This window comes from Flavobacterium sp., assembly GCF_043780635.1.
Taxonomy (GTDB): Bacteria; Bacteroidota; Bacteroidia; order Flavobacteriales; family Flavobacteriaceae; genus Flavobacterium.
Genome location: NZ_JAYWCK010000050.1, coordinates 1 through 7,259, shown reverse-complemented (window position 1 = coordinate 7,259; position 7,259 = coordinate 1). Strand labels below are relative to the sequence as shown.

Sequence of the window (7,259 nt, the reverse complement as noted above, 5' to 3'; positions counted from 1 at the left end):
GCAAACACAAGCGAAAGTTCATTATCCTAATCAAGTTGATGCTTTAATCAAAACTCTTTTGGAAAGCGAAAATTATAAAGCCGTTCAGAAAACTGTGGTAACGAAAACGCCTTTGATAGATTGGATTTGGTTGCTGGTTTTAATCGCAATTTCACTTTCAGCGGAATGGTTTATCAGGAAATATAATGGAATGTTGTAAAGCCTTCGTTTGAAACAAAAAACCGTTTACTTGAATAATTAAAATGAAATAATGAGTAATACCTCTTTCCCTATTTTTCAAAAAAATAGCACTTTGCAAAAAATTGTATTTCTGTTGTTATTACTTGTTTGCACATTCAATTATATTTCGCCACCTATAGCTTTGTTATTGGGATTAGTAGTTGCTAATCTTTCAGGACATCCTTTTTTGCCGTTTAATCATATTGCAATTCGTTATTTACTTCAAATATCGGTGGTTGGTTTAGGTTTTGGAATGAATGTCAACAATGCTTTGGCTATTGGTTCGAACAGTTTTTTCTTCACAATTGCTTCCATTGTGATGACTATAGTTTTGGGATTTTTACTGGGCAAGTGGTTGGCAATAGAAAGGAAAACTTCTCACCTTATTGCCTGTGGTACTGCAATCTGTGGGGGTAGTGCCATTGCTGCTATTGCACCTATAATCAAATCTGACGAAAAGCAAACTTCGGTGGCTTTAGGTGTAATTTTTATATTAAACTCAATAGCATTATTTTTATTTCCAGCAATTGGTCACTGGCTAAACTTAACTCAACAAGAGTTTGGTTTATGGTGTGCTATCGCTATACACGATACTAGTTCGGTAGTTGGCGCCGCTAATAAATATGGGCCCGAAGCCTTGCAGATCGCCACTACTGTAAAATTAGCAAGAGCTTTATGGATTATACCAGTAGCTTTGATAACCACCTTTGTATTTAAAACCAAATCGAGTAAAATCAAAATTCCTTATTTTATTGGATTATTTGTTTTAGCTATGCTTTTGAATACTTATATTCCACAAGTCTCCATTTTTTCTTCAAACATTGTATTTATTGCCAAAGTAGGACTTACAATTACTTTATTTTTAATTGGTTCCGGACTTAACTTCAATACTTTACGCTCAGTTGGGCTCAAGCCTTTGTTTCAGGGAGTTTTGCTTTGGATGTTTATTGCAATTGTGTCTCTAACAGCCATTATTTATTTTAATTAATTGTTAAAAATTATAATGTTAAAATCAGGTAGGGTTATTCTTGATATAGTTGTTTCTTAACAAGCAAAAATTATTCAAATTAAGAATAATTTATCCAAAGATTTTTATGTAAAAAGTGATAGTTATTTATTGTCAATAATCATCAATAATCATCAATAATCATCAATAATTTAATTTCTAATGACTGAAATATTCTAACTAAAAAGGTCAAATTTCAATTTCAATTATTGAAAATAATGGTATAATTGAATGTTCCATTTCTGATTTTGGCATTGGGATTTCATCAGAAGATTTACAAAAAATATTTGACCAGTTTTATCGTTCAAAATCTATTGAATATTCTGAAATTAAAGGAACAGGACTTGGTTTATCGATTGTAAAAAAATTATGTGAAATACTTTCTATCGAAACAAAGATTACAAGTCAGGAAAACATTGGAACTACAGTAAATTTAATTTTAAGTAAATAACTCTTAAGCAACTTTTAAGTCCCAAAAAGAAATTAAATCTTAACTTTGTTAAAAAAAAAGTTTATGGATTTAAACAAATTAAAAGGGCAACTACAAACCGAGGTCGATACTGCATTTTTGTATTATAGCATAGCAACCATTCAATCTGATGAAAATCTAAGCCGTGTTTTGCAAAGTTTAGCCCAAATCGAAAAAGGCCACGCTAAACATATGCTTGATAAAGTCAGGGAATTTGAACCTAATCACGAAATGCCTCCGCCATCTACAAGAGCTAAATTTCAATTGAAACTAGGAAAACTTTTTGGATACAATTCCATCATTAGTAGTTTGTCAAATATTGAAAAGCAATTTGCTGTAAATTCCATAAAAAACAAAATCGAAAAAGGGGAGAAGCCCAATGGTTTCGAACACAATCACCTTAATATTATTGAGGCTGTAAACAATAATGCTGCTCTGAATGTTTCAGGCGGATTATTGTCAAAATTTGAAAGTCGTCACAAATCCGTTGGAGGAAATGCTTTGCGTGCAGCCGTTTTGGGTTCAAATGACGGATTAGTTTCTAATATGAGCTTAGTAATGGGAGTTGCCGGAGCGGCAGTATCTAATAACACTATTTTATTGACAGGAATTGCTGGTCTTATGGCTGGTGCTATTTCAATGGCATTGGGCGAATGGCTATCGGTACAAAGTTCCAGAGAATTAAATCAACGCCAAATTGATTTAGAAACGGAAGAACTTGAAGCTTCACCAGAAGAGGAAAAAAAGGAATTGGTATTACTTTATCAAGCCAAAGGAATGAATGCAGTAGAGGCTCAAAAACTTGCAGATAAAGCTTTCGAGAATCCTCAAACTGCAATAGATGCAATCATTACCGAAGAATTAGGAATTGACAAGGAAGAATTGGGTGGTTCTGCCTGGGAAGCTGCGATTGCTTCTTTTATTCTTTTTGCTATTGGAGCAATTATTCCGTTATATCCTTTTATGATTTTAGATGGTAAAAATGCCATTTTATTGAGTATTGGGAGCAGTGTTGTTGGCCTTTTTGGTATTGGTGCAGCCATAACTTTATTGACTGGTAAAAGCATTATGTTCTCCGGAATGAGACAAGTTGCTTTTGGATTAGCCGCAGCAGCGGTGACTTATGGAATAGGTACATTAATAGGTGTTTCTTTGGCAGGATAATATCAGCAACTAATCGATTAGTATTGGTTTAGCAACTTTAAACAAAAAAAACTTTAAACAATATAATTATGAACGACGCACATTTACACTTGGTGGTAAACCATTTTCCAATTATTGGGGCAATTCTTGGATTAGGTATTCTAATTACAGGAATTATATTAAAAAACGATTCGGTAAAAAATACTGCTTATGTTTTATTTATTGTGGCTGCCATTTTTGCTGCTTTCAGTATGGGAACAGGAGAAGGAGCTGAAGAAATGGTAGAAAATATGCCTTCTGTGGGCAAACAAATAATCCACGAACATGAAGAAATGGCCGAAAAACTAGCAATTATTTTATATTTTTTAGCAGTAATTTCTCTTGTAGGTATTTATACTAATTTAAAAAATAAAGCAAAAGCCAACTTAGTTTCTTATTTGGCAGTTACTATAGGAGCTGTTGCAGTATTTCTTGCACAACAAACAGGAACTACCGGTGGAGAAGTTCGTCACACAGAAATCAGACCTAATGCAGTTCAAGCTGCAGAGACAGAACAAAATGCATTTGGAGGAAAACAAGAAGAAAGCGAAGATAAAGATTAATTGCATTTTATTTTTTAACATTTTTAACAAAAAAAGAGGATGGTATTTTAATCATCCTCTCTTTTTTTTAAATAAAATTACTTCATCGCTAACTCGTGAATAGCAATATAAGCAGTTGTGCAATAAATATTCTAAAGATGGTTACCATTGGATAAACAGTTGCATAAGATTGTATTGGAATGTCTGAATCAAGGTATTTTGTACTGAAAGCCAAAGCGGCTGGATCAGTATAAGAACCACTCATAATGCCTACTAGTTGGAAAAAATTAAGCTTAAATACTAATCTTCCAATTAAAACGAGTAAAGTTAAAGGTATAAAAGTGATAAAGCAGCCATAATAAATCCAAAGCCAACCATTGAACTTGATGAAATTATCATAAAATGCTTCACCAGCGTGAATTCCTACAGCTGCAAAAAACAAACAAATCCCCAAGTCTTTCATAAAATGAACCGCGCCATTGTTGATATAAGAATGAATAATACCTATGCCACCATATCTACTGATAAATAATGCGGTTAAAAGTGGTCCAGCAGCGAATCCCAGTTTTAATGGCACGGGCAATGATGGAATAAAAATAGGTATAGATCCTACGATAATACCAATAATCAATCCTCCAAATAGAGAAAGAAAATCAGGTTCTAACAATCTTTTTTCAGAATTACCAATGAATTTTTCAACTTCTAAAATAGCATCTTTATTACCTACAAGTCTTAATTTATCACCATAATTCAATGTCAGGGTTGGTTGTGCCAATAATTCCATTCCGGATCGAAAAACCCGGGTAACTTTAAGATTAAACTTGTTGTATAAATCCAATTCGGCCAATGTTTTATGAGTGGCAGCCTTTTCAGTCACAAATATGTTTTTTGTAATTACATCATGCTCAGATTCTATAAACAAATCGGTTGAGACTTTACCAACTTGTTTTATAAATTGCTCCACATTTTTAGGAGCCCCAACCACCATAATCACGTCTCTTTTGTTAATTTTTGTATCTAAGGAAGACGAATAAACCACTTGTGATCCACTATTTTTTAAACGTGAAATAATGATGTCATGTACATCCAATTCTTTAAGAATTTCATAAATACTTTTACCAAAAAATTGCTCATTAGTAAATCTACATTTTTCATGAATAATGATTTCACTACCATCTGTGGATGCGTTACAAGTAAATTTTTCTTTGGCAAAATTGATTTTCAATGCTATTTTAGACAAAATAATAGCTGTTATAATCCCAAATACGCCTAACGGATAGGTGATGGCGTAGGCGATTGTTGGATCGCTAAATACTTTTGAAGGAAATTTATTTTGAATTTCTTGCAATGTAGATTTTGCAGCTCCTAATCCTGGAGTATTAGTAACGGAACCAGACATTAATCCCACTGCATTTTCAATATCCATTTTGGTAATTATATGGATGAAATAAGTAATCAATCCACCTAGAAGTACTGTTCCAACGGCTAGAAGATTAAATAATAATCCGTCTTTTTTGAAAGAGGAAAAGAAAGAGGGTCCAACTTGAATCCCAATTCCATATACAAATAGTATTAAACCAAAATCCCGAACAAAAACTAGAATACTCTCATCCATTCGGTATCCAAAATGTCCTAAAAACAGCCCCACAAACATTACCGCAGCAACACCTAGAGAAACACTACCTATTCGAATTCTTCCAACAAAGAAACCAACGCTTATGGCAATTAATAATACAATTAATGACTGTGTGATATCCGGGTTTTCAACCGGAGAAAACAATGTGTTAAACCATTCAAACATTTTATTAAAATTTAATAGTTAAGAGTATAAATAAAAATAAAAAAATTCACATTTTAGGCATTTCTTTTAAATAACTTTTTAATCAATACATTCAAATCTTTTCCTTTTACAGTATAGGATTTGAAGACAATAATCGGAAATGCAACTCCAAAAGCGAGTGCAAAAAGAATGAAAACAGTAGTGATTCCATATGAAAAAGTTTGAATTACTTCTTCAACAGATGGTTTCTGACCTTTATTGCCACTAATCCAATCAATCATTCCCATCATAAACTCATAACTAATCAAGCCGGGAATCATATTGATTACAGCCGGAATCATAAAAATGATAGGTGGAGTATGCGTTCTGTGAGCAAAATACATTCCTGAAATACCTACAAAACTGGAAGCTATAAAAATGGATAATATAAGATTCATTTCTAATTCCTGAAATAATAGATATTTAATAAGATAACCAACGGAACCCAACAGAAAAACCGTCCATAAGGCTCTTTTTGGAGTGTTGAACATAAGCGCAAATCCTAAAGAAGTTATTCCTCCAAAAATTAGTTTAGAAGTTTCAATCCCCAATCCTTGAGGTTCGAAAGCAACTTTTACCTGTGTCTGTAAATTTGAAAAATCAAATAAATTAAACTCTTTAATAAATTGCATATCAAATATCATTGTCGAGCTAAAGAAACCAAAAGCAATCATTAAAACGAGCATAAAACTATAAATAAAACGAGCAGTACCAGATTCAAAATAACCTTCTAAATAATCTATAAAAGCATTAATCATTACAGCTCCAGGAATAAGATATAATACGGATACAACCAAAGCTTCCTTTATCTGAATATTAAAAACTACACCTATTAAATGTATAAATAAAGTAGAAATGGTAGCGCCAATAAAAAAAGCAAAAATGTGGTTGTGATGTTTAAGCATCAAAGATCTTCTGGCATAGTAACCAAATAAAGTAGAAAAGTAAACGATTAAGGATTGCAGCCAATCTCCATCAAATAACATACAAAGGGCTACGCTTGCAAAAGGTGCAAAAGCATATAGTTGAAGATTCGAATAAACTTTCTTTGCTTTTATTTGTTCTAAAGTAGATTTGATTTCGTAGATTGGAATATTGTTTTCTAAAACATCCCAAGATAAAATACTGATTTCTGAGATAGTTTCAAAGTTTAGTCCTTTTGACTTTACTGTTTTGGCGAGTGTATGTGCTTTAAATTTATTTTGTTTGTAAACAGATATTACAATCCCGGTATATGTCAAAACCAACTCGCAATGATACCCTAAACCTTTAGCAATTCTTTCTAAATTACGAATAATTCTTGCAGTATGAGCACCACTAATAATCATCATTTCGCCAATTTCAGTAAGTAAATTCAGCACTGTTTGCGCTCTTCTTTCTTCAATCATCTTGTAGGGTTTATCTAGCATTATAATGAAAAAACAATATCTTCAGCCATTCAAAAATAATACTAAATGTAGAGATATCTTTCAATGTCAAAATTAGTGATTTATTATCTGTTTAATATGATAATTATCATAAATAATCCTCCGTTAACCCTTGAAAATAAAGAAAACGTTTGCGTTGATTTATTTTTTAAATGATAATTATCAGGTTATTTATAATTGAATTCCTTAATTTTGGAAAATAATAATTATATATTTATTTTCAATGAAAGAAATAATCGAAGCTAAAGGAATCCAAAAAACCAAGGACGATCTAAATTTTGTAATGTCTTGTTACAAAGAAATGCTCATTGATTTATATGAGAATGACATAGCTAATCTTTTACAACAGTCCAGTTATGAAAAAGTGGAGCAAAAGAGTAAAGAAGTTTCAGATGAAAAATTGATTCAAGCCTTGAGTATTTATTTTCAATTAACAAACTTAGTAGAAGAAAATGCCGCAACACAATTTCGCAGAAATTTAGAAAACGAAATAGATATATCTGCCATTCGTGGTTCTTGGGGGGAAACTTTCAAAATCTGGAAAGAACAAGGTGTTAGTGAAGAAGAAATGTTGAACGTATTGTCAACATTAAAT

Annotated in this window: 8 protein-coding genes; 6 read left to right on the top strand and 2 right to left on the bottom strand. The window is 32.1% G+C overall.

From position 1 onward, the window contains the following. The 5 genes from ACH2BV_RS05000 to ACH2BV_RS04980 form a co-directional block, all read left to right on the top strand. The coding region (locus ACH2BV_RS05000; protein WP_395049624.1) for a hypothetical protein at positions 1-199 on the top strand (199 nt) is incomplete at its 5' end. Positions 200-250: 51 nt separating this feature from the next. Further along, a complete protein-coding gene (locus tag ACH2BV_RS04995; RefSeq protein WP_395049623.1) occupies positions 251-1,207 on the top strand; it encodes a YeiH family protein in 957 nt (318 codons plus the stop codon). Between the two features lie 211 nt (positions 1,208-1,418). Next, positions 1,419-1,676 (top strand): ATP-binding protein, encoded by a 258-nt coding sequence (locus ACH2BV_RS04990; RefSeq protein WP_395049625.1) that lies wholly within the window; start codon positions 1,419-1,421, stop codon positions 1,674-1,676. Positions 1,677-1,739: 63 nt separating this feature from the next. Next, positions 1,740-2,858: a VIT1/CCC1 transporter family protein gene (locus tag ACH2BV_RS04985; RefSeq protein ID WP_395049622.1), complete on the top strand. Its 1,119-nt coding sequence runs from the start codon at positions 1,740-1,742 to the stop codon at positions 2,856-2,858. A 68-nt stretch (positions 2,859-2,926) separates the two neighbouring features. Then, positions 2,927-3,439, top strand: coding sequence for a hypothetical protein (locus ACH2BV_RS04980; RefSeq protein WP_395049621.1), 513 nt, complete (start codon positions 2,927-2,929; stop codon positions 3,437-3,439). 88 nt (positions 3,440-3,527) lie between these two features. On the opposite strand, the gene ACH2BV_RS04975 is transcribed toward ACH2BV_RS04980, so the two are convergent. Together ACH2BV_RS04975 and ACH2BV_RS04970 are read right to left on the bottom strand one after the other, a co-directional pair. Continuing rightward, entirely contained in the window at positions 3,528-5,219 is a 1,692-nt protein-coding gene (locus ACH2BV_RS04975) for a putative transporter (RefSeq protein ID WP_395049620.1), read from the bottom strand. A 53-nt stretch (positions 5,220-5,272) separates the two neighbouring features. After that, positions 5,273-6,625 (bottom strand): threonine/serine exporter ThrE family protein, encoded by a 1,353-nt coding sequence (locus ACH2BV_RS04970; protein WP_395049619.1) that lies wholly within the window; start codon positions 6,623-6,625, stop codon positions 5,273-5,275. A 262-nt stretch (positions 6,626-6,887) separates the two neighbouring features. Between ACH2BV_RS04970 and ACH2BV_RS04965 the strand changes: the two genes are divergently transcribed. Next, positions 6,888-7,259, top strand: a 372-nt coding sequence (locus ACH2BV_RS04965; protein ID WP_395049618.1) for a phosphoenolpyruvate carboxylase, incomplete at its 3' end; no start/stop codon positions are given.

Excerpts from the sequence above, each read along its gene's own strand:
- ACH2BV_RS04995 (WP_395049623.1), top strand. The coding sequence starts at position 251 with ATGAGTAATACCTCTTTCCCTATTTTTCAAAAAAATAGCACTTTGCAA.
- ACH2BV_RS04985 (WP_395049622.1), top strand. The coding sequence starts at position 1,740 with ATGGATTTAAACAAATTAAAAGGGCAACTACAAACCGAGGTCGATACT.
- ACH2BV_RS04980 (WP_395049621.1), top strand. The coding sequence starts at position 2,927 with ATGAACGACGCACATTTACACTTGGTGGTAAACCATTTTCCAATTATT.
- ACH2BV_RS04975 (WP_395049620.1), bottom strand. The coding sequence starts at position 5,219 with ATGTTTGAATGGTTTAACACATTGTTTTCTCCGGTTGAAAACCCGGAT.
- ACH2BV_RS04970 (WP_395049619.1), bottom strand. The coding sequence starts at position 6,625 with ATGATTGAAGAAAGAAGAGCGCAAACAGTGCTGAATTTACTTACTGAA.